We start from the raw sequence: 20,662 nt of genomic DNA, 5'->3' as shown, positions 1-20,662 counted from the left end.
GCCCTCGGCGCACGCAGCACACGCCGTCACTCGATTTAACGACCCCTCCGGGGTTGCCAAGGGTGTCGGGCCAACTTTCCTGTGAACGAACGCGCGGGCGGCGCCGGAGCCTTTCCGCCCCGGCGCCGCCCGACCTCTGGTGCGGCGTGGTCCTCAGCCCTTGGCGGCCGTGACGAACCGGTCGTCGAAGGTCTGGGCGAAGGCGATCTCGGCGTTGCCGAACTCGTCGGGCTCCAGCGTCTTCAGCATGGACAGCATGGACTGAAAGCCGTCCTCGGTGATGACGCCGTCGGGCGAGTACATCGGCCGGGCCTTCTCGAAGGCGGTCTTGTAGAACTCGCGGTCGCCGAAATGGTAGTCCTCGGGGACGCTGTCCGCCACCTCGTCGGGCGTCGCGGTCTGGAGCCAGGCGAGCGATTTCAGGAAGGCGTTGACGATGCGCTGCGTGGTCACCGGGTTGGCTTCCACGAAGTCGTGGCGCAGGTAGACGGTCGCGGCCGGGTTGGTGCCGCCGAAGAGCTGGCGCGTGCCGTCCTCCGTGCGGGTGTCGATCAGGGGGACGATGTCGCCGTCCACCTCGAGGCGCGAGGTCACGGGGTCGAGATGCGAGAGGCCCGCGATCTCGCCGCGCTTCACCGCCGCCACGGCGCTGGTGCCGCCGCCGATGCCGACCAAAGACACGTCGTCGGGCTTGAGGCCGGCCTTCACCAGCGCGTATTGCAGCATCAGCGCGGTGGAGGAGCCGGGCGCGGTGACGCCCATGGCGCGGCCCTTCAGATCGGCGATCGTCTTCACCTCGTCCGCGAGCGCGGAGCGCACGGCGATGGTGATGCCGGGGAAGCGGCCGAGGTCCGCCACGGCGCGGATGTCCTGGCCCCGATGCTGCATGCGCAGCGTATGCTCGTAGGCGCCGGTGACCACGTCCACCGAGCCTCCGACCAGCGCCTGGAGCGACTTGGCGCCGCCGCCGAAGTCGTTGATCGCGACGGTCAGGCCCTCCTCCTCGAAGAAGCCGCGCCGCTCGGCGATGGTCAGCGGCAGGTAGTAGAGAAGCGGCTTGCCGCCGACGCCGAGCGTCAGCGAGGGCTTCTCGATCGCGGCGCCCGCGTCCTGTGCGAAGGCCGGCAGGCGGGCCGACAGGGCGGCGAAGGCTGCGGCGCCCGCGCCGGCCATGAGAAAGTCTCTGCGTTTCATGGAATGGGCCCCTCCCAAGGCCTTGGCTGGATTGTCGGGTCGGATCAGGCGGTGGCGACCTGCGCCTGCGGGCGCCATACGAGCAGCCGTTCCTCGACCAGCGTCACGAGGGCGTCGATCACCAGCACGAAGCCCATCAGCACGAACATGCCGGCGAAGACGCCCGTCACGTCGAAGACGCCTTCGGCTTGCTGGATCAGGTAGCCGAGCCCGGCCGAGGATCCGAGATACTCGCCCACCACCGCGCCGACCACGGCGAAGCCGACCGCCGTGTGCAGCGAGGAGAACATCCAGGACAGGGCGGACGGCAGGTAGACGTGGCGCAGGAGCTGGCGCTCCGTCATGCCGAGCATGCGCGCGTTGGACAGGACGGTCTGGTTCACTTCCTTGACGCCCTGGTAGACGTTGAAGAAGACGATGAAGAAGACCAGCGTGACGCCGAGCGCGACCTTGGACCAGATGCCGAGGCCCAGCCACAGGGCGAAGATCGGCGCCAGCACCACGCGCGGCAGCGCGTTGGCGGCCTTGACGTAGGGGTCGAACACCATCGCCAGGATCGGCTTGCGCGCGAACCAGAAGCCGATGGCGACGCCGCCCAGCGAGCCGATCGCGAAGGCCAGCGTCGACTCCGCCAGGGTGATGCCGAGGTGGTACCAGATCGAGCCCGAAACGAACCATTCCACGATGCGCTCGCCGACGTCGATCGGCGTGGCGAAGAAGAAGCGGGCGTTGGCCGGGTTGCCGAAGAGCTCCGTCGCGGTGAACAGGTGCCACACGACCAGCGCCACCACGGCCACCGAGACCTGCAGAAGGATCAGAACCGGCCTGGTCATGCGGAGAGTCCGTTGGTCTGGCGGTAACCCTTCACGACCTCTTCCTTCAGGGCGTTCCAGATCTCGCGATGGATGTCGTGGAAGAGCGGGTCGAGCCGCACGTCGGCGATCTCGCGCGGACGCGCGATGGGGATTTCGTAGTCCCCGATGATGCGCGCGCGCGGACCGGCCGACATGATCACCACCCGGTCCGACAGGGCGATCGCCTCCTCGAGGTCGTGGGTCACGAACATCACGGCCTTTCGCTCGGCCGACCAGAGGTCGAGCAGCAGTCCGCCCATGATGACGCGGGTCTGCGCGTCCAGCGGGCCGAAGGGCTCGTCCATCAGAAGGATGTGCGGGTTGCGGATCAGCACCTGGGCGAGGCCGACGCGCTTGCGCTGGCCGCCCGAGAGCATGTGCGGATAGCGGTCGGCGAAGGCCGAGAGGCCGACGCGGGCGAGCCATTCACGCGCCCTCTCGTGCGCCTCGCGGCGGGGCGTGCCGGCGATGGTCAGCGGGATCGAGACGTTGTCGATCACCGTCTTCCACGGCATCAGCGAATCCTGCTGGAAGAGGTAGCCGGCCTGCGCGTTGAGGCCCGACAGCTCTTCGCCGAAGATGCGCACGCTTCCCGCCGTCGGCTTGAGAAGCCCGGCCGCCGCGTTGAGAAGCGTGGACTTGCCGCAGCCGGTCGGCCCGACCACGGCGACGAACTCGCCCTCGCGCACCGAAAGGTCGGTGGGCGCGACGGCCTCGAAACGGCCGCCGCCGGCAAGGCGGAAGGCGATCTCGACGCCGGACAGGCCGATCGCCTCGGCCGCGGCGGCCGGCACGGCGGCGTGCTGCGCGTCGTGCGCGGCTCGCACGGCGCTCAGCACGACGTCACCGCGCACCCGGCCGTCGCGCGCCGCCCTTCGCTCCCGGCGCCCAGCGCCCCTTTGATCGTCATCGGCGTCCTCCCCGACGTCGTTGGTGTTGCAGACTAGATGAAGCGACTAGCTTCCGAACATGCTTTAGGATGCAACGGGCGTTTCCCAAAGGCGAACGATCATGCCGCGCAGGTCGCGGGCCGCGAACGGAGCGCCTCGCGCACCCGCCCGCCCGACTGCGCGCCCGGCAGGCGCGCCGCGTCCTCGGCGACGCGGCTCAGCGCCTCCATGTCGATGCCCGTCTCGACGCCCATGCGGGCGAACATCCAGGCGACGTCCTCCGTGGCGACGTTGCCCGTGGCGCCCGGCGCGAACGGGCAACCGCCGAGACCGCCGGCCGCGCCATCGAACACGCGCACGCCTTCCTCGTAGGCGGCGAAGACGTTGGCAAGCCCGAGGCCGTAGGTGTCGTGGCCGTGCATAGCCCAATGCCGCACCTTGGGGAACCGTGCCATCGCCTCGCCGAACAGGCGGCGCATCTCGTCGGGAACCGCGCGGCCGGTTGTATCGCAGAGGCAGATCTCCGCGTCCGGCCGGTGCGGCACGAGCTGATCGAGAAGCGCCAGCACCGCCGCCGGCTCGACGCGGCCGGCGAACGGGCAGTCGAAGGCCGTGGCGAGGTTGAGGCGCAGCGGCACCTCGGCCGGCACTCGGGCGGCGAGCCGCGCGTAGTCCCCGGCCGATTCGGCCGGGGTGCGCCGAACGTTGTTGCGGTTGTGCGCCTCCGACACCGACAGGACGTAGGCCACCATGGGCGCCCGGGCGGCGAGCGCGTCCGCGCCGCGCCGCTCCGTCGGCACCAGGATCTGGGACAGGAGGCCGGCCTCGCCGCGCACCGCGTCCAGCACGGCCGGCGTGTCGGCGAGTTGCGGCACGGCCGCGGCGCTGACGAAGGAGCCGATCTCGATGCGGCGCAGGCCCGCCGCATGGAGCCGGCGCACGAAGTCGATCTTGGCGGCCGTCTTGATGAAGGGGCCGATCGGCTGGAAACCGTCGCGCGGGGCGACCTCGACGATCTCCACCGCGGTCCGGCGGTTCAGCGGGCTCATCGCACGGCTCCTTCCTCGCGCAGGGCGCGGATCTCCGCCCCGTCGAAGCCCGCCTCGGCGAGCACCTCGTCCGTATGGGCGCCGACGGCGGGCCCGGTCCAGCGGATGCCGCCGGGCGCCTCGGGCACATGGGGCACCACCCCTGCGTGGAGCACGCGGCCGATCAGCGGGTCGTCGAGCTCGCGCACCATGCCGCGCTCGCGATACTGCGTGTCGGCCGCGATGTCGGCGGCGCTGTAGCACAGGGTGGAGGGAATGTCGGCCTCGCCGAGGATGCGGTCGGCCTCCGCCGCATCCCGCTCGCGAGACCAGTCGGCGATGATGGCGTCGAGCCGCTCGACATGGCGGAGCCGCCCGGGATTGGCCGCGAAGTCGGGATCGTCGGCGAGCTCCGGCCGACCGATCACGCGCGCCAGGCGGCGGAACAGCGGGTCGGAGTTGGCCGCGATCAGCAGCCATTGCCCGTCGCGCGTCGGATAGGCGTTGGTCGGCGCGGCGGTCTTGATGCGCGAGCCCTGCGGCTGGCGCACCGTGCCGAACACGCCGTATTCCGGCAGCGTGCCCTCCATCATCGACAGCATCGCCTCGGTCAGCGCCACGTCGAGCGTGAAGGGGCCGGGCGCGCCGCCCGCGCGGTCGCGCTGCCAGAGGGCGGCCATGACGCCGAAGGCGGCGTAGAGCCCGGCGATCGAATCGCCGATCGAGATGCCGACGCGCGAGGGCGGCAGGTCGGTCTCCTCGGGCGGATGGTTGGTGAGGTAGCGCAGACCCCCCATCGCCTCGCCGATCACGCCGAACGACGCCCGGTCGCGATAGGGCCCGTCCTGGCCGAAGCCCGAGATGCGCCCGATCACGAGGCCGGGGCGCGCCTCGCGCAGCGCGGCCTCGCCGAGGCCGAGCCGGTCGAGCTGGCCGGGGCGGAAGTTCTCGACCAGCGCGTCGGCCCCCGCCGCCAGGCGCAGCACCACCTCGCGAGCGCGCGGATGCTTGAGGTCCAGTGCCACGCAGCGCTTGTTGCGCGCGTGCATGGACCACCAGGGCGAATGACCGTTGGCCTGCTCGCCCCATTGCCGCACCGGATCGCCGCCGGGCGGCTCGATCTTCACGACGTCCGCGCCGAGGTCGGCGAGAAGGCGCGTGGCGAAGGGGGCCGCCACGAAGTGGCCGAGCTCCAGGATGCGCAGCCCGGCGAGCGGACCCGCGCCCGGCGCCTCGCGCACGCCCGCCTCGTTCCAGGTGTCCATGCCCGCCTCCCGTCGAACCGCTTGTTGGGGCGACTTTGGTTGCGGGCGGGGAGGGGGTCCAGTCGTCTCCGGTCAACCTCCGTTCGCGGTCGGCGAACTGCCGCATCGCAGGAGATGCTTGCGCAGGAGCCGCGTCGCCTGGGGCAGGGACGCGGGCGCCCGGGACACGAGCTTCAGGTCCCGGTGCGCCCAAGGGTCGGTCAGCGGTATGGCGACGAGGTCCATGCCGCGCGCGATCACCGCGAAGGCGCGGTCGGGGATGAGGCCGACGCCGAGCCCGCTCTCCACCATGCGCAGGACCGCGTCGAAGCCGGGCACGTGGATGCGCAGCTTCACGTCGCGCGCCGCATGGGCCGCCTCCACGGCCGAGCGGCGATAGATCGCGCTGTCCTGGTGGAGGCCGATATGCTCGTAGTCGAGCGTATCGAGGAAGCCGACGCGCTCGCGCCGGGCCAGCGGATGGTCGCGCCGGACGGCCAGCACCAGCCGGTCCCGCCGGTAGGGCGCGGCGGCGAGGTCGCGGCTGTCCACGGTGGACACGCACAGGCCGATGTCGCCGACGCCCTCCTCGATGCCCTTCACCACCGCGTAGCTGGTGCGCTCCTCCAGCTCGATCCGCACCCGCCCGTTGGCGCGGTAGAAGTCCGACAGGTCCTCGGGCAGGAATTCGACGATCGAGGAGATGTTGGCGAGGATGCGCACGTGACCGAGCAGCCCGTGCGCGTGGTCGGCGAGCTCGGCGCCCATCTTGTCCACCGAACGGAGGATGGAGCGGGCGTGGTGCAGCAGCGTCTCGCCGGAAGCGGTCGGCGCCATGCCGCGCGCATGGCGGTGGAAGAGCTCGGTGCCGAGCGTCGCCTCCAGCTCGGCGAGGCGCTTGGATAGGGCGGACGGCGCGATCCCCGCCCGCTCGGCCGCTCGCGTCAGATGCTCCTCCTCGCATACGGTCACGAAGAGCTGGAGCGTGACGAGGTCGACGCGGCGCACGAGGGAAGAGGGAATCATCGGGGGATCGACGGAGCCTTGCTGCCCGCCTCTTGTGCGCCGGACATCCGGGGAGGGCAAGGCGCGGACGAAGCGCCCGACCGGCGTCGACGGACCGATCGAGACGTGGCGACGGCGATGGGAAGGAGTGGCTGGGGGACCTGGATTCGAACCAAGACTAACGGAGTCAGAGTCCGCTGTTCTACCCTTAAACTATCCCCCAGCAGGGATCCGCTCTCGCGGCGGGGCGTCGGCCTCGGCGGCCGTGTCCCGTGAGCGGCGAGATAAGGGATTTGCGCGTGGGCGTCAACCGCTTTGCGAAGCCGACGTGACGGCCGAGGCCATTGGGGCGAAAGCATGTCCGCGGGCTCGCTTTCGTTGGAACGTCGGGCTTGCGCCTTGTGCATCGTGGCCGGTCGGCTACACTCCGGGCAACGTCATTGGCCCTTCGGGGCTTGGAGCGCCTTCGTGGCCGGCTCCGGAGAAGAATTGTGATCCATGAGCAGCATCAAGACCGAACGGCAGTCAGGCACCTAGGCAGCGATCTTTCGGCGGTTCTCGGCAGGCCGGTGGGCGAGGGCGCTGCGAATCGCGCCGATTCTCCCGCGCCGACGCGCGAGCCGGCGACGGTGGCCGGCGAGGACGACGGCGCGACCGGGCGTCGGCTGTCGAAGCGCCAGCGCCGTCGTCGGCGCAAGGCCGTCCCGGTCTCCCTTCCGGCGGCGGGGGACCCTGCGTTGCACGACCTGCCGCCGGCGCTCAGCGCCAAGCTGACCGAGGCCGAGCGCGCGCTGCGCGGGCGTTGCGAGGCGGAGGCGGAGAAGAGCGCCGCGAGGCCGGCCGCCAAGGGGCGCCGCCGCCGGCGCGGGCGCGGCCGTTCGGGCACGACGCCCGCCACTTCGCCGGGCGTGCATTCCCCGGTGGCCGTCGCCGCTCCGCCGCGGCCGTCGCCGACGCGACGCGCGATGCGGCCGGACGGCGAGGCGGGACGCATGCCGGCCTATGCCGCGCTGGATCTCGGCACCAACAACTGCCGGCTCCTGATCGCGGTGCCGACGCGCCCCGGCCAGTTCCGGGTGATCGACGCCTTCTCGCGCATCGTGCGCCTCGGCGAGGGCCTCGGGCGTACCGGCAGCCTCGCCGCCACCGCGATGGACCGGGCGGTGGCCGCGCTGGAGGTCTGCAGCCAGAAGCTCTCCGCGCGCGAGATTTCCGGCGCGCGGCTGATCGCGACGGAGGCCTGCCGCTCGGCCGCCAACGGCGCCGAGTTCATCGAGCGCGTCCAGCGCGACACGGGGCTGTCGCTCGAGATCGTCACGCGCGAGACCGAGGCGCGGCTGGCGGTGTCCGGCTGCGGCTCCCTGGTGGATCGCTCGGCCAAGGGCGCGGTTCTCTTCGACATCGGCGGCGGATCCACCGAGATCGCGCTGCTCGACCTGCGGCGCGGCGCGAGCCGGCGCCTGTCCAACCACATCGTCGCCTGGACATCGCTTCCCGTGGGCGTGGTGACGCTGGCCGAGCGCCACGGCGGGCGCGACGTGCCGCCGGAGGTGTTCGAGCGGATGATCCGCGAGGTGGAGGCGATGATCGCGCGCTTCCCCGGGGCAGGCAAGCTCGCCGACCTCGTGGGGCGCGACGGGTTCCACCTCCTGGGCACCTCGGGCACCGTGACGACGCTCGCCGGCGTGCAGCTCGAGCTGGAGCGCTACGACCGGCGGCAGGTGGACGGGCTCTGGCTCGCCGCGCCCGACATCGACCGCCTGGTCGGCAAGATCGCCGGCTGGAGCTTCGAGGAGCGGGTGGCCAATCCCTGCATCGGCTCGGAGCGGGCCGACCTCGTGCTCGCCGGCTGCGCGATCCTGGAGGCGATCCGGCGCGTCTGGCCCGCCAAGACCCTGCGCGTCGCCGATCGCGGCCTGCGCGAGGGGCTTCTGACCGAAATGATGGTGGCGGACGGCGTCTGGCGACGCCCGGTTCCGCCCAGTGCAAGGCAGACCGTTTGATGGCAGGCTCGGGACGGGGCGACGACCGGGGCTTTGCGGTCCGGGTCAAGAAGAAGCGCGGCCTCAAGGCGTCGTCGCGCGAATGGCTGCAGCGCCAGCTGAACGATCCCTACGTGCGCCGGTCCAAGATCGACGGCTACCGGTCACGCGCGGCCTACAAGCTGACCGAGATCGACGATCGCTACAAGCTCCTGCAGAAGGGCATGCGGATCGTCGACCTCGGCGCGGCGCCGGGCGGCTGGTGCCAGATCGCGGTGGAGCGCACGGCCGCTTCCGCCGACGAGGCGCATGTCGTGGGCATCGACTACCTGCCCGTGGACCCGATTCCGGGCGCCACCATCCTGGAGCTCGACTTCCTGGACGAGACGGCGCCCGACCGGCTGATCGAGGCGTTGGGCGGCGACCCGGACATCGTGATGTCCGACATGGCCGCGCCCACCACCGGCCATCGCCGGACCGACCACCTGCGCACCATGCACCTGTGCGAGGTGGCGGCGGACTTCGCCGTGCGCACGCTGCGGCCCGGCGGCCATTTCCTCACCAAGACCTTCCAGGGCGGCACCGAGGGCGAGCTTCTCGCCATGCTGAAGCGCAACTTCCGCACGGTGCACCACGTCAAGCCGCCGGCCTCGCGCGAGGGGTCGGTGGAGCTCTACCTCCTGGCCAAGGGCTTCAAGGGGCGCGGCGCGGCCCCGGCCGCCGAGGCGGCGTCGGACGACGACGACGGGGAGGCGGGCCCGCTCGGCTGAGGCCGGCCGCCGCTATTCAGCCGGCACGCGCCGGCCGGCGAGCTCCGCCCCCGCCTCGCGCGTCAGGCGCATGAAGGGGATCGCGGCCAGCATGGTGACCAGCCCGACCGCCAGGAACGCGAGCGAGAAGTCGGCCAGGGTGGCGTGGTCCCGGCCGTGCAGCACGATCCCCGCCTCAAGGATGCCGCCCGCCGTCGCCACGCCTCCGGCGATCGCGATCTGCTGGAAGGCCGCGAGCATGGAGGTCGCGTCACCCGAGCGGTTGTGCGGCACGTCGGCGAAGGCGATCGTGTTGGTGCCGGTGAAGAACATCGAGCGGAAGAAGCCGCCGACCAGCATCAGGACGATCAGCACGCCGATCGGCACCCCGGGGCCGTAGAAGGCGATCGCCCCGATCAGCGAGCCGCCGATCAAGGCGGAGACCACCAGGGTCGGGCGGAAGCCGAAACGCTTGAGAATGGGCTTGATCAGCGCCTTGGTGGTCATCGCCCCGCCGATCGACACGGCGCTGACGAGGCCGGACTGGAAGGCTGTGTAGCCGAAGCCGATCTGCAGCATCAGCGGAAACAGGAAGGGCGTCGCCCCGGCGCCGATGCGAAACAGCGAGCCGCCGATCACCGACGCGCGCAGCGTGGCGATGCGCAGGAGTTCGAGCCGAACCACCGGATGCGCCGTGCGGCGCGCGTGGCGCACGTAGAGAAGCGCGAACACGGCGCCCACCAGCGTGGTGGCGATGCCGACAGCCGGCGGCAGGGCGGGCAGCGAGACCACCGAAAGGCCGAACACCACGCCCGCGCAGGCCAGGCCCGAGAGCACGAAGCCCGCCCAGTCGAAGGAGACGTCCCGCATCGGCTCCACGCGCGGCAGGAACCGCTGGGCCAGCGCCATGCCGGCGATTCCGACCGGAATGTTGATGAAGAAGATCCAGCGCCAGTCGGCGAAGGTGGCGATGGCTCCGCCGAGCGGCGGGCCGATCAGCGGCCCGACCAGCGCAGGCATGGTGAACCACGCCATGGCGCCCACGAGGTCGGAGCGCGGCACCGCGCGCACCAGGAGCAGCCGCCCCACCGGCGTCATCATCGCCCCGCCCATACCCTGCACGAAACGGGCGATCACGAAGCCTTCCAGCGAGGAGGCGAAGCCGCAGGCGAGCGAGCCGACCAGGAACACGCCGATCGCCGTCTGGAACACCGGCTTGGCGCCGAACCGGTCGGCCATCCGCCCCGAGATCGGAATGAACACGGCGAGCGCGACGTAGTAGCTCGTCAGTGCCAGCTTCAACGCGATGGGGCTCGTGCCGATGTCGCGCGCGATCGTGGCGAGCGAGGTCGCGATCACCGTGGAATCGATGTTCTCCATGAACAGCGCGACGGCGAGGACGAGGGGGACGATGCGCTTCAAGACAGGCTCGGCGGGAGGACGGGGGGACGCCGGGTGGGATATAAGCCGACCTTAGCGTCTGCGCCAGTCGCTCCGAGCGTCCGCGACGGGCATCGCGGCGTCGATGGCCTTGTGCGCAGGCCTTGTTGGGCCATCTTCACGATTATCCGCATCCAACCGATCGAACGTGAGGCCGCCTCCGATGTCCGACGCCTTCGAACTCAATCGCCGCAACGCGCTGCTCCTGGCGGCCGGCGGTGTCGCCGGGACGCTGACGCCGCGCGCGGCCGCAGCGCAGGGATCGACCATGGAAACCACGAGCGACACGCATCCTCTCGCCCCCGGCTGGCGGCGCTTCAAGATCGGCGATGCCGAGGTGACGGTGATCCTCGACGGCATCCGGCCGGGCGAGGGGCCGTTCCCGACCTTCGGCGAGGACCAGAGCCAGGAGGTCGTCGGCGCGCTGATGGAGGACAATCTCCTGCCGCCCGCGCGTTTTGCGAACTTCTTCCAGCCCGTGCTCCTGCGGCTCGGCGACGAGCTGGTGCTGGTGGACACCGGCATGGGCGCCGCCGGACGCGCCAACGGCATGGGCCTTCTGACGCAACGCATGGGGCAGGCGGGCGTGACGCCGGGGGACGTGACGCTGGTGGTCCTGACCCATCTGCACGGCGATCATATCGGCGGCCTGATGGAGGCGGGCGCACCGGTCTTCGCCAACGCGCGCTACGCCGTGGGGCGCACGGAGATGGAGTTCTGGACCTCGGACGAGGCCAAGAACGGCCCGCGCGCCGACAACGCCAAGGCGGTGGAGGCGAGCGTGGTGCCGCTGGCGGACAAGACCACGCTCCTGGGCGACGGCGACGCGGTCGTGCCCGGGATGACGGCGCGTGCCGCCTTCGGCCACACGCCCGGCATGCTCGCGTTCGAGGTGTCGTCCGCCGGCGAGCGTCTGTTCCTGATGGCCGACACGTTCAGCCATTTCGTGGTCTCGTTCCAGCGGCCCGACTGGCAGGTGCGCTTCGACCAGGACAAGACCGCGGCGGCGCAGACGCGCCGGCAGTTCGCCGCGATGCTCGCGGAGGCGAAGGTGCCGCTTCTCGGCTATCACCTTCCGTTCCCCGGCTTTGGCTACGTGCGCCAGGACGGCGACGCGTTCCGCTTCGTGCCGGAGACCTACCAGATGCTGGCGGGCGGCTGAGCGCCCGCCGTCAGCTTTCCTTTCGTGGGGGCCCATGCTACGAGCCCGTGCCAATCCGACAAACGCCGGCGCTCCCGAGGGGGCGCCGGCATTCATTTTCAGGGACTGGCAATGGCACGCATCATCGAGACCGCGACCGGCGCGCTGGCACTGACCTTCGACGACGTGCTGCTCCAGCCCGGCCACTCCGAGGTCATGCCGGGCCAGGTGGACGTGAGGACGCGCATCACGCGCACGCTCCACCTCAACATCCCCATCCTCTCGGCGGCGATGGACACGGTCACCGAGTCGCGACTCGCGATCGCCATGGCCCAGGCCGGCGGCATCGGCGTGATCCACCGCAACCTGACGCCGGCGGAGCAGGCCGAAGAGGTCCGGCAGGTCAAGAAGTTCGAGTCGGGCATGGTGGTGAACCCGGTCACGATCGGGCCGGACGCGACGCTGGGCGACGCGCGCGCGCTGATGCAGGCGCACCGCATCTCGGGCATTCCCGTGGTCGAGAACGCCGGGCGCGGCGGCCAGACCAAGGGCCGCCTCGTCGGCATCCTGACCAACCGCGACGTCCGCTTCGCCTCCGACGACCGTCAGAAGATCTTCGAGCTGATGACGCGCGAAGGGCTCGTGACCGTGCGCGAGACGGTGGACCAGGAGGAGGCCAAGCGCCTCCTGCACAAGCATCGGATCGAGAAGCTCCTGGTGGTGGACGGCGAGGGCCACTGCATCGGCCTCATCACCGTGAAGGACATCGAGAAGTCGCAGCTCAACCCCAACGCCGCCAAGGACGCGCAGGGCCGTCTGCTGGCGGCCGCCGCCACCAGCGTCGGCGACGACGGGTTCGAGCGCGCCGAGCGCCTGATCGACGCCGGGATCGACCTGATCGTCGTGGACACCGCGCACGGCCATTCGCAGCGCGTCCTGGACGCCGTCGCGCGCGTCAAGACGATGTCCAACGAGGTGCAGGTCATCGCCGGCAACGTGGCGACCCCCGGCGGGGCGCAGGCGCTGATCGACGCGGGTGCCGACGGCATCAAGGTCGGCATCGGGCCGGGCTCGATCTGCACCACGCGCATCGTCGCCGGCGTCGGCGTCCCGCAGCTCTCGGCGATCATGGATGCGGTGAACGTCGCCGACAAGGCGGGCGTGCCGGTGATCGCGGACGGCGGCATCAAGTATTCCGGCGATCTCGCGAAAGCGCTGGCGGCGGGCGCTTCGGCCGCCATGGTCGGCTCGCTTCTCGCGGGCACCGAGGAGAGCCCCGGCGAGGTCTATCTGCACCAGGGCCGCTCGTTCAAGGCGTATCGCGGCATGGGCTCGGTGGGCGCCATGGCGCGCGGCTCGGCCGACCGCTACTTCCAGGCCGAGGTGCGCGACACGCTGAAGCTCGTGCCCGAGGGCATCGAGGGGCAGGTGGCCTACAAGGGCGCCGTGGGCGCGGTTCTGCACCAGCTCACCGGCGGCCTGCGCGCGGCCATGGGCTATACCGGCGCCGCCACGCTGCCGGAGTTCCGTGAGAAGGCGACCTTCGTGCGCATCTCCAACGCGGGCCTGCGCGAGAGCCACGCCCACGACGTGACGATCACGCGCGAGAGCCCGAACTACCCCGGCTTCGGCGCCTGAGCCTCGGCGAGGCAGGCGCGCATCAGCTCGGCCAGCCGCTCGAAGTCCGAGCGGCGGCCCGACGACGAGCGGAACGCTAGCACCAGCGTGCGCTCGGGTGCCGGCTCCCGGAAGGGCAGGAAGGCGATGCCGCCGGCGCGCCCCTCCGCCGCCACCGCGCATTGCGGCACGAGCGTGACGCCGAGCCCGCCGGCCACCATGCGCATCAGCGTGTTGAGGCTGGTCGCGCCGAGCGTGGCGAGATCGCGCGATTCGGCGATCCGGCACACGTCCAGCGCCTGGTCGCGCAGGCAGTGCCCTTCTTCCAGCAGGATCAGCCGCTCCCCCTCCAGCCGCTCCGGCGCGACGGGCACGGGGATGCGCGCGGCGCTCGCCTCCGGCACCGCGAGCAGGAACGGGTCGACGCCGAGCGGCATCGTCTCGACGCCCTTCCGCTCGACGGGAAGGGCCTGGACCACGCAGTCGAGCTCGCCGCGCGCCAGCTCGTCCGCAAGCTGCGCCGTGACGTTTTCCCGCACCCCGACGGCGAGGCGCGGGAACGACCGCGACAGCTCCGCCAGGAGGCCCGGCAGGAGATAGGGCGCGAGCGAGGCGATGATGCCGAGCCGGAGCTGCCCGACGAGAAGCTCGTCGCTGGCGCGGGCGAGCGCCTCCAGGTCCCGCACCTCGGCGAGGATGCGCCGGACGCGGCGGGCCACGGTATCCCCTTCCGCCGTCATCGAAACCCCGTTCGGCCGCCGCTCGAAAAGGGCGGTGCCGAAGTCCGTCTCCATCTGCGCGATCTGCGCCGAGAGCGCCGGCTGCGAGATGTTGAGCCGCTTGGCCGCACGCCCGAAATGCAGCGTCTCGGCGAGGGCCTCGAAATAGCGGAACTGGCGAATGGTGAACATCGCGATCGGATAATCCTATCGATCGGCCGAGTAAATACGATTGGAAACTATCGAGGGAATCGGGTTGGAATGTTTCCAACCTGATCACGGAGAGTTCCATGACCGACACACCGCGGCTCACGACGACGGCCGGCGCGCCGCTCTCGAGCAACCAGAATTCCAAGACGGTCGGCCGCAACGGCCCGGTGCTGCTGGAGGACTACCAGCTCATCGAGAAGCTGGCGCACCAGAACCGCGAGCGCGTTCCCGAGCGCGTCGTGCACGCCAAGGGCTGGGGTGCCTACGGCACCCTGACCGTGACCGAGGACATCACGCGCTACTCGCGCGCCAAGGTGTTCTCCGCGGTCGGCAAGCAGACCGAGATGCTGGCCCGCTTCTCCACGGTCGCCGGCGAGCAGGGCGCGGCGGATGCCGAGCGCGACGTGCGCGGCTTCTCCTTGAAGTTCTACACCGACGAGGGCAACTGGGACGTCGTCGGCAACAACACGCCGGTGTTCTTCGTCGCCGACCCCTACAAGTTCCCGGACTTCATCCACACGCAGAAGCGCCACCCGCGCAGCAACCTGCGCTCGGCGACGGCCATGTGGGACTTCTGGTCGCTCTGCCCCGAGTCGCTGCACCAGGTGACGATCCTGATGTCGGACCGCGGCATCCCGGTCGACCCCTCCCGCATGAACGGCTACGGCTCGCACACGTTCTCGTTCTGGAACGACGCGGGCGAGCGCTTCTGGGTGAAGTTCCACTTCAAGACGAAGCAGGGCCACAAGACCTTCACCAACGAGGAGGCCGAAAAGGTCATCTCCAAGTCGCGCGAGAGCTACCAGGAAGCCCTCTACGGCATGATCGAGGCCGGCCGGTTCCCGAAGTGGGACTTCTTCGTGCAGGTGATGCCGGAGATGGAGGCCGAGGCCTTCGAGGAGAAGACCGGGTGGAGCGCCTTTGACCTTACCAAGGTCTGGCCGCACGGCATGTATCCGCTGATCAAGGTCGGCGAGTTCGAGCTGAACCGCAACCCGGACAACTACTTCACCGAGATCGAGCAGTCGGCCTTCAACCCGTCCAACGTGGTGCCGGGCATCGGCTTCTCGCCGGACAAGATGCTGCAGGGCCGCCTGTTCTCGTATCCGGACGCGCATCGCTACCGCATCGGCGTCCACTACGAGTCGCTGCCGGTCAACAAGCCGCGCTCGCCGGTGAACCACTACAATCGCGACGGCTCGATGCCCTTCGGCCTGATGACCAACCCGGACGCCTACTACGAGCCCAACTCGTTCGGCGGGCCGGTCGAGGATCCGAGCGTCGCCGAGCCGCCGCACCGCTACGCGGGCGAGGTCGGCCGCTACGAGTATCGCGCCGAGGCCGACCACTACAGCCAACCGCGCGCGCTGTTCCAGATGTTCGACGACGCCCACAAGGAGCGCCTGTTCGCGACCATCGCGGGCGCCATGCAGGGCGTGCCGGACTTCATCGTGGAGCGCCAGCTCGGCCATTTCGACAAGGTGCATGCCGACTACGGCGCCGGCATCCGCCGGGCACTGGCGAGCCAGGTGCGCGACGACGCCGAGGCGAGCCTGACGACCAGCCACTCGGCGGCCGCCGAGTAGGGCGACGCGCACGAGCGGGAAAGGAAGGGCCGGGAGCGATCCCGGCCCTTTTCGCGTCCCGCCCTCGGCTTGTGGTCGGCGTGCGGCCGGACTACCAAGCCCTTCGAGAAACGGAGACGAGGTGTCATGCGGCTTGGCGGGCGGATCGCGGCGGCGGTCGAGGTGTTGGACGACATGGCCTCGCGCCGGCGCCCGGTGGCGGATGCGCTGAAGGACTGGGGCCTGTCGCACCGCTTCGCCGGCTCGGGCGACCGCTCGGCCATCGGCAACCTCGTCTACGACGTGCTGCGCCGCCGCCGCTCGCTGGCGCACCGCATGGGCACCGACGCGACCGGGCCGCTCGTCTTCGGCGCCTTTCTCGACTCCTCCGGCATGGACCCCGCCGAGCTTCGCGCGGCTCTGGACGGCGACCGCTTCGCGCCGCCGCTGCCCGACGACGCCGTGCTCGCGCGCTTTCGCCGGGCGGGCGCGGAGGGGAGCGAGCCGGCGGTCGCCGCCGACGTGCCGGACTGGCTGGCCGAGCCGCTCCGAGCCGCGCTCGGCGACGACTGGATCGCGGAGGCGCGGGCGCTCTCCGACCGTCCGCCGCTCGACATGCGCGTCAACACGCTGAAGGCGGCCCGCGGCGAGGTCGAGGCCGAGCTTGCGCCGTTCGGCGCGGGGCCGACCCCGCTCTCGCCGGTCGGCCTCCGCGTCGCGCCGATCGCGGGCGAGGGGCGGCATCCCAACGTCCAGGTGGAGCGCGGCTTCCAGACCGGCGCCTTCGAGATCCAGGACGAGGGCTCGCAGGTCGCGGCGCTCCTGTGCGGTGCGCGAGCCGGCGAACGCGTGCTCGACTACTGTGCCGGGGCCGGCGGCAAGACGCTGGCGCTCGCAGCCGCCTCGGACAACCAGGCCGAGATCCACGCCTTCGACGCCGACCGCCAGCGCCTCGCCCCGATCTGGGATCGGCTGGCGCGCGCCGGCGCCTCGTCGGTCACCGTCCACGCGCCGCGCGACGACCTGACGCCGCTGCATGGCACGATGGACCTCGTGGTGGTCGACGCGCCCTGCACCGGCACCGGCACCTGGCGCCGCCGGCCGGACGCCAAGTGGCGCCTCAACGAGGCGCAGCTCGCCAAGCGCACCGGCGAGCAGGACAAGGTGCTGGACGCGGCGGCGCGCTTCGCCAAGCCGGGCGCGCGCCTCGCCTATATCACCTGCTCGGTGCTCCGGGCCGAGAACGCCGAGCGGGTGGAGGCCTTTCTCGGGCGCATGCCGGGCTGGCGGCTGGCGGACGCCGAGGCGCTCTGGGCCGACAGGCTCCCCGCCGCGGGCCCCGCCTACCACGCCGAGCGCATCGCGGCCGGCTCCGTGCTGACGCTGACGCCCCTGCGCTCGGGCACGGACGGCTTCTTCTTCGCGCTCCTGGAGCGGACGCCATGATGCGCTGGCTGAGCCTTCTCGCGTTTCTCGCCGTGTCGCTCGGCGGCGGGTTGTTCGTCGGCGCCCGCAACACGCCGGACGACTGGTACCGCCATCTCGAGAAGCCGTGGTTCAATCCGCCCGACTGGATCTTCGCGCCGACCTGGACCGTGCTCTACGTCCTAATCGCGGTGGCCGGCTGGCGTGCCTTCCGGGCGGCCAACCGGCGCGCGGTCGTCGCCTGGGCGGTGCAGATGGCGCTGAACTTCCTGTGGTCGCCGCTGTTCTTCAGCGCCCATGCGGTGCTGCCGGCGCTGGTGGTGATCCTCGGGATGCTGGCGGCGATCCTGGCCTTCATGGCGCGCACCGGCGGGCGAGACCCGATCGCCTTCTGGTGCTTCGTGCCCTATGCGGCCTGGGTGTCCTATGCGACGCTTCTCAACGCGGCGATCTGGAGGCTGAACGGATGAGGTTCGAGGTCCCCCTGGAGACCGTGGGCGGCCGCCGCGTGCTGTTCGCCCTCGCGGCCTTGCCCGAATACGGGCCGGCGCTGCGGGCGCGCATCCGGCCGCTCGTCACCGGCGTCGGGCCGATCGAGGCGGGCGTCGCCACGGCCTGCGCGCTCGGCGCCTGCGCCGCGCGCGGGCAGATGCCCGATCTCGTGGTGTCGCTCGGCTCGGCCGGTTCGGCGACGCTGGAGCAGGGCGCGATCTACCAGGCCTCGCACGTGTCCTGGCGCGACATGGATGCGAGCCCGCTCGGCTTCGCGCGCGGCGTGACGCCCTTTCTCGACCTGCCGCCGGAAATGCCGCTGCCGACCCCGCTGCCCGGCCTGCCGACGGCGCGCCTCTCGTCGGGGGCGGACATCGTCAGCGGCGCGGCCTACCGCGCCATCGACGCCGACATGGTGGACATGGAGACCTTCGCGGTGCTGCGCGCCTGCCAGCGCTTCGGGGTCGCGCTGATCGGCCTGCGCGGCATCTCCGACGGGGTGAGCGAGCTGCACCGCCTCGACGACTGGACGGCGCTCCTGCCGCTGATCGACGGGCGCCTCGCCGACGCCCTCGACCGCCTTGCCGAGACCCTGCCGGGCTGGTCGCCCGAGCCCCCTTGTTTTTCGGCGGCGCCTGACTAGAAGTCCGCCATGACCCAGCACCCCGACAACATCCTCATCGTCGATTTCGGCTCCCAGGTGACGCAGCTCATCGCGCGTCGCGTTCGCGAGGCCGGCGTCTATTCTGAGATCGTGCCGTTCCAGTCGGCCGAGGAAGGCTTCCGCCGCCTCAAGCCGCGCGCGGTGATCCTGTCGGGCTCGCCCGCCTCCACCACGGAGGAGAACTCGCCGCGCGCGCCGGACGCGATCTTCGACGCGGGCGTGCCGGTTCTGGGCATCTGCTACGGGCAGCAGACCATGTGCGCCCAGCTCGGCGGCCGGATCGAGGGCGGGCTGCACCGCGAGTTCGGACGCGCCTTCCTCGAGGTGCAGAAGGGCTCGCCGCTGTTCGACGGGATCTGGGCCGAAGGCACGCGCCACCAGGTCTGGATGAGCCACGGCGACCGGGTCACCGCGCTGCCCAAGGGCTTCGAGATCGTCGCCACCTCGCCCGGCGCGCCGTTCGCCGCCATCGCCGACGAGGCGCGGCGCTTCTACGGCGTCCAGTTCCACCCGGAAGTGGTCCACACGCCGGACGGCGCCAAGCTCATCTCCAACTTCGTCCATCGCATCGCCGGCCTGCCGGGCGACTGGACCATGGCCGCCTTCCGCGCCCAGGCGATCGAGGAGATCCGCGCCAAGGTCGGCAAGGCCAAGGTGATCTGCGGCCTTTCGGGCGGCGTGGATTCCTCGGTGGCGGCGATCCTGCTGCACGAGGCGGTCGGCGACCAACTCACCTGCATCTTCGTCGACCACGGCCTCCTGCGCATGGGCGAGGCCGAGGAAGTCGTGGGCATGTTCCGCGACCACTACAACATCCCGCTCGTCCACGTGCAGGCGCAGGACATGTTCCTCGACGCGCTGGAAGGGGAGATGGATCCCGAGGTCAAGCGCAAGACGATCGGCCGCCTGTTCATCGAGACCTTCGAGGCCGAAGCCGCCAAGATCGGCGGCGCCGAGTTCCTGGCGCAAGGAACGCTCTATCCCGACGTGATCGAGAGCGTGTCCTTCACCGGCGGCCCGTCGGTGACGATCAAGTCGCACCACAACGTGGGCGGCCTGCCCGAGCGCATGAACATGAAGCTCGTGGAGCCCCTGCGCGAGCTGTTCAAGGACGAGGTGCGCGAGCTCGGCCGCGAGCTCGGCCTGCCGGACCGTTTCGTCGGCCGCCATCCTTTCCCGGGTCCGGGCCTTGCGATCCGCTGCCCCGGCGGCGTCACGCGCGAGAAGCTCGACATCCTGCGCCAGGCCGACGCGATCTACCTGGACGAGATCCGCAAGGCCGGGCTCTACGACGCGATCTGGCAGGCCTTCACCGTGCTCCTGCCCGTCCAGACGGTCGGCGTGATGGGCGACGGGCGCACCTACGAGTTCGTCTGCGCCCTGCGCGCCGTGACCTCGGTGGACGGCATGACAGCGGATTTCTACCCCTACGACATGGAGTTCCTCGGCAACGCGGCGACGCGCATCATCAACGAGGTGCGCGGCATCAACCGCGTGGTCTACGACATCACGTCCAAGCCGCCCGGCACGATCGAGTGGGAATGATTCAGGCCTATCCGAGGGTATCTAATACTACGCCATAACTTCCAGCAAGTCGATGATATAAAACGAAAAATACTTCTGCATGTTTCGGAATCTATCGTGGGGTAAGCGTCACAGGTGACGGACTTTTCGGCGGTCCCCACAAACTTGCTCAATTGATCTTTTGAAAGTACCGTCAGGGGCGTGAGAGCTGCTGACGGACTTTTTTTGACCATAACGCATTGGAAATTAAGATAAAAATTTCCGAATGATGGGCTAAAAACGGCTGACGTACTTTTTAGTGGCTTTCTCCGCTTTCGGTCCTGTTTCGGAGGGAAGAATGCTTACAGACGCCGCCATTAAGGCTTTGAGACCACGAGATAAAATGTACAAGGTGACGGACCGCGACGGGATGTACCTGTTGGTGTCGCCGACCGGCGCGTTGACCTTCCGCGTCGACTACCGTTTGAACGGGCGCCGGGAAACGGTGATCATTGGCAGGTACGGCCCAACGGGCGTTTCGCTTGCGCGCGCCCGAGAGAAGCTGATCGAGGCCAAACTGATGATTCAGGATGGCGTCTCGCCTGCGTTCGAAAAGCGACGCGAGAAGCGGCGGATCAAGGAAGCCAAGAGTTTCGGCGAATTTGGCGAGCGCTGGCTGCAAGACGCGCGAATGGCCGATAGCACCCGCGCCATGCGCCGCACCATCTTCGAGCGCGATATTCTGCCGACCTTCCGGAACCGGCTCCTGCACGAGATTCTGCCTGAGGATCTGCGCGCGATGTGCGAGAAGGTGAATGAACCGCCCCGGGTTTGTCGGAGGCTCCAACTCTTGAGAGGATGGAGCCATGACGAAGAGAACACCGCCGTTTAGTCCCGAGGTCCGCGCCCGTGCGGTTCGGATGGTGATGGATCACCGTGA

17 protein-coding genes, 1 tRNA gene and 1 pseudogene are annotated in these 20,662 nt (G+C 70.3%); 10 read left to right on the top strand and 9 right to left on the bottom strand.

Features of this window, described 5'->3' with window-relative positions:
• Nucleotides 1-153: 153 nt before the first annotated feature.
• From D3218_RS18240 to D3218_RS18210, 7 genes are all read right to left on the bottom strand, one after another.
• Nucleotides 154-1,194 carry an ABC transporter substrate-binding protein gene (locus D3218_RS18240; protein ID WP_119541550.1) on the bottom strand — a complete coding sequence of 347 codons (1,041 nt, stop codon included), beginning with the start codon at nucleotides 1,192-1,194 and terminating at the stop codon, nucleotides 154-156.
• Between the two features lie 44 nt (nucleotides 1,195-1,238).
• Entirely contained in the window at nucleotides 1,239-2,027 is a 789-nt protein-coding gene (locus tag D3218_RS18235; RefSeq protein WP_119541512.1) for an ABC transporter permease, read from the bottom strand.
• Complete coding sequence (locus D3218_RS18230; RefSeq protein WP_119541549.1) at nucleotides 2,024-2,842, bottom strand: ABC transporter ATP-binding protein; 819 nt, start codon at nucleotides 2,840-2,842, stop codon at nucleotides 2,024-2,026. The genes D3218_RS18235 and D3218_RS18230 overlap by 4 nt, the downstream gene beginning before the upstream one ends.
• A gap of 215 nt (nucleotides 2,843-3,057) precedes the next feature.
• Complete coding sequence (locus D3218_RS18225) at nucleotides 3,058-3,987, bottom strand: hydroxymethylglutaryl-CoA lyase (RefSeq protein WP_119541511.1); 930 nt, start codon at nucleotides 3,985-3,987, stop codon at nucleotides 3,058-3,060.
• A complete protein-coding gene (locus tag D3218_RS18220; protein WP_119541510.1) occupies nucleotides 3,984-5,231 on the bottom strand; it encodes a CaiB/BaiF CoA transferase family protein in 1,248 nt (415 codons plus the stop codon). The genes D3218_RS18225 and D3218_RS18220 overlap by 4 nt, the downstream gene beginning before the upstream one ends.
• A gap of 72 nt (nucleotides 5,232-5,303) precedes the next feature.
• The gene (locus D3218_RS18215; RefSeq protein WP_119541509.1) at nucleotides 5,304-6,236 is read right to left on the bottom strand and encodes a LysR family transcriptional regulator; all 933 of its coding nucleotides are present in this window, start codon (nucleotides 6,234-6,236) and stop codon (nucleotides 5,304-5,306) included.
• Nucleotides 6,237-6,364: 128 nt separating this feature from the next.
• Nucleotides 6,365-6,438: transfer RNA gene (locus D3218_RS18210), tRNA-Gln, on the bottom strand.
• 406 nt (nucleotides 6,439-6,844) lie between these two features.
• On the opposite strand from D3218_RS18210, the gene D3218_RS18205 reads away from it, so the two are divergent.
• Together D3218_RS18205 and D3218_RS18200 are read left to right on the top strand one after the other, a co-directional pair.
• Nucleotides 6,845-8,218: a Ppx/GppA phosphatase family protein gene (locus tag D3218_RS18205; protein ID WP_245415110.1), complete on the top strand. Its 1,374-nt coding sequence runs from the start codon at nucleotides 6,845-6,847 to the stop codon at nucleotides 8,216-8,218.
• Nucleotides 8,218-8,967 (top strand): RlmE family RNA methyltransferase, encoded by a 750-nt coding sequence (locus tag D3218_RS18200; protein WP_119541508.1) that lies wholly within the window; start codon nucleotides 8,218-8,220, stop codon nucleotides 8,965-8,967. The genes D3218_RS18205 and D3218_RS18200 overlap by 1 nt, the downstream gene beginning before the upstream one ends.
• A 12-nt stretch (nucleotides 8,968-8,979) precedes the next feature.
• Here the strand turns inward: D3218_RS18200 and D3218_RS18195 are convergent, their stop codons facing one another.
• The gene (locus D3218_RS18195) at nucleotides 8,980-10,368 is read right to left on the bottom strand and encodes an MFS transporter (protein ID WP_119541507.1); all 1,389 of its coding nucleotides are present in this window, start codon (nucleotides 10,366-10,368) and stop codon (nucleotides 8,980-8,982) included.
• A gap of 181 nt (nucleotides 10,369-10,549) precedes the next feature.
• On the opposite strand from D3218_RS18195, the gene D3218_RS18190 reads away from it, so the two are divergent.
• Both D3218_RS18190 and guaB read left to right on the top strand, forming a co-directional pair.
• Nucleotides 10,550-11,548: an MBL fold metallo-hydrolase gene (locus D3218_RS18190; RefSeq protein WP_119541506.1), complete on the top strand. Its 999-nt coding sequence runs from the start codon at nucleotides 10,550-10,552 to the stop codon at nucleotides 11,546-11,548.
• A 111-nt stretch (nucleotides 11,549-11,659) separates the two neighbouring features.
• Nucleotides 11,660-13,165, top strand: coding sequence for an IMP dehydrogenase (guaB, locus tag D3218_RS18185; RefSeq protein WP_119541505.1), 1,506 nt, complete (start codon nucleotides 11,660-11,662; stop codon nucleotides 13,163-13,165).
• Here the strand turns inward: guaB and D3218_RS18180 are convergent.
• Nucleotides 13,144-14,055: a LysR substrate-binding domain-containing protein gene (locus D3218_RS18180; RefSeq protein ID WP_119541504.1), complete on the bottom strand. Its 912-nt coding sequence runs from the start codon at nucleotides 14,053-14,055 to the stop codon at nucleotides 13,144-13,146. The two genes, guaB and D3218_RS18180, sit on opposite strands and share 22 nt — an antisense overlap.
• A 98-nt stretch (nucleotides 14,056-14,153) precedes the next feature.
• Between D3218_RS18180 and D3218_RS18175 the strand changes: the two genes are divergently transcribed.
• The 6 genes and pseudogenes from D3218_RS18175 to D3218_RS18150 all read left to right on the top strand — a co-directional run.
• Nucleotides 14,154-15,659: a catalase gene (locus D3218_RS18175; RefSeq protein ID WP_119541503.1), complete on the top strand. Its 1,506-nt coding sequence runs from the start codon at nucleotides 14,154-14,156 to the stop codon at nucleotides 15,657-15,659.
• 126 nt (nucleotides 15,660-15,785) lie between these two features.
• Entirely contained in the window at nucleotides 15,786-17,084 is a 1,299-nt protein-coding gene (locus D3218_RS18170) for an RsmB/NOP family class I SAM-dependent RNA methyltransferase (RefSeq protein ID WP_119541502.1), read from the top strand.
• Nucleotides 17,081-17,533: a TspO/MBR family protein gene (locus D3218_RS18165; RefSeq protein WP_119541501.1), complete on the top strand. Its 453-nt coding sequence runs from the start codon at nucleotides 17,081-17,083 to the stop codon at nucleotides 17,531-17,533. The genes D3218_RS18170 and D3218_RS18165 overlap by 4 nt, the downstream gene beginning before the upstream one ends.
• Nucleotides 17,530-18,198 carry a 5'-methylthioadenosine/S-adenosylhomocysteine nucleosidase gene (locus D3218_RS18160; RefSeq protein WP_119541500.1) on the top strand — a complete coding sequence of 223 codons (669 nt, stop codon included), beginning with the start codon at nucleotides 17,530-17,532 and terminating at the stop codon, nucleotides 18,196-18,198. Before D3218_RS18165 ends, D3218_RS18160 begins: the two co-directional genes overlap by 4 nt.
• 9 nt (nucleotides 18,199-18,207) lie before the next feature.
• Nucleotides 18,208-19,764 (top strand): glutamine-hydrolyzing GMP synthase, encoded by a 1,557-nt coding sequence (gene guaA / locus D3218_RS18155; RefSeq protein WP_119541499.1) that lies wholly within the window; start codon nucleotides 18,208-18,210, stop codon nucleotides 19,762-19,764.
• A 316-nt stretch (nucleotides 19,765-20,080) separates the two neighbouring features.
• Nucleotides 20,081-20,542, top strand: a pseudogene (locus tag D3218_RS18150) (Arm DNA-binding domain-containing protein); the annotation flags it as partial.
• Nucleotides 20,543-20,662 lie beyond the last annotated feature (120 nt).

Source organism: Aureimonas flava, from assembly GCF_003583935.1.
GTDB classification, from domain to species: domain Bacteria; phylum Pseudomonadota; class Alphaproteobacteria; order Rhizobiales; family Rhizobiaceae; genus Aureimonas; species Aureimonas flava.
This window is presented reverse-complemented; position numbering and strand designations above follow the sequence as displayed.

Excerpts from the sequence above, each read along its gene's own strand:
- D3218_RS18240 (WP_119541550.1), bottom strand. The coding sequence starts at position 1,194 with ATGAAACGCAGAGACTTTCTCATGGCCGGCGCGGGCGCCGCAGCCTTC.
- D3218_RS18235 (WP_119541512.1), bottom strand. The coding sequence starts at position 2,027 with ATGACCAGGCCGGTTCTGATCCTTCTGCAGGTCTCGGTGGCCGTGGTG.
- D3218_RS18225 (WP_119541511.1), bottom strand. The coding sequence starts at position 3,987 with ATGAGCCCGCTGAACCGCCGGACCGCGGTGGAGATCGTCGAGGTCGCC.
- D3218_RS18220 (WP_119541510.1), bottom strand. The coding sequence starts at position 5,231 with ATGGACACCTGGAACGAGGCGGGCGTGCGCGAGGCGCCGGGCGCGGGT.
- D3218_RS18215 (WP_119541509.1), bottom strand. The coding sequence starts at position 6,236 with ATGATTCCCTCTTCCCTCGTGCGCCGCGTCGACCTCGTCACGCTCCAG.
- D3218_RS18200 (WP_119541508.1), top strand. The coding sequence starts at position 8,218 with ATGGCAGGCTCGGGACGGGGCGACGACCGGGGCTTTGCGGTCCGGGTC.
- D3218_RS18190 (WP_119541506.1), top strand. The coding sequence starts at position 10,550 with ATGTCCGACGCCTTCGAACTCAATCGCCGCAACGCGCTGCTCCTGGCG.
- guaB (WP_119541505.1), top strand. The coding sequence starts at position 11,660 with ATGGCACGCATCATCGAGACCGCGACCGGCGCGCTGGCACTGACCTTC.
- D3218_RS18180 (WP_119541504.1), bottom strand. The coding sequence starts at position 14,055 with ATGTTCACCATTCGCCAGTTCCGCTATTTCGAGGCCCTCGCCGAGACG.
- D3218_RS18175 (WP_119541503.1), top strand. The coding sequence starts at position 14,154 with ATGACCGACACACCGCGGCTCACGACGACGGCCGGCGCGCCGCTCTCG.
- D3218_RS18170 (WP_119541502.1), top strand. The coding sequence starts at position 15,786 with ATGCGGCTTGGCGGGCGGATCGCGGCGGCGGTCGAGGTGTTGGACGAC.
- D3218_RS18165 (WP_119541501.1), top strand. The coding sequence starts at position 17,081 with ATGATGCGCTGGCTGAGCCTTCTCGCGTTTCTCGCCGTGTCGCTCGGC.
- D3218_RS18160 (WP_119541500.1), top strand. The coding sequence starts at position 17,530 with ATGAGGTTCGAGGTCCCCCTGGAGACCGTGGGCGGCCGCCGCGTGCTG.
- guaA (WP_119541499.1), top strand. The coding sequence starts at position 18,208 with ATGACCCAGCACCCCGACAACATCCTCATCGTCGATTTCGGCTCCCAG.